This window comes from Jeotgalibacillus marinus (genome assembly GCF_040801915.1).
Classification (GTDB): Bacteria; Bacillota; Bacilli; order Bacillales; family Jeotgalibacillaceae; genus Jeotgalibacillus; species Jeotgalibacillus marinus.
Window position 1 is genome coordinate 1 of record NZ_JBFMIA010000121.1, and the last position, 312, is coordinate 312.

General features: G+C 44.6%; 1 protein-coding gene. It reads right to left on the minus strand.

The window, feature by feature from the left end; genetic code table 11:
- Positions 1-14 precede the first annotated feature (14 nt).
- Positions 15-312 (minus strand): hypothetical protein (locus AB1471_RS18895; protein WP_367780959.1); only part of this gene is annotated, 298 nt, incomplete at its 5' end.

Genomic DNA, 312 nt, shown 5'->3' on the forward strand with positions numbered 1-312 from the left:
TTTTATATGATAAATTAGGATCCCTCACCTACTAATTCATTATGCTCTTTCCCCGCCTCTTCTCTTTCCCCTCCTTCCCCCCTCTTCTTCTCCCCTTCTTTTTTTTTCCCCCTCTCCCTCTCCTTTCTCCCTCCTCTTTTCTTCTCTCCTTTCCTTTTTTTCCTCTCTCCTTCCCCCTCCCTTTCCCTCTCCCTCCTTTTCCTTTTTCCCCCCTCTCCCCTCTCTTTCCCCTCTTCTTTTCCTCTTCTCTTCCTTTTCCCTCTTCCTCTTCTTTTCTTTCTCTTTTTTTTTTCTTTTTTCCTTTCTCTCTTC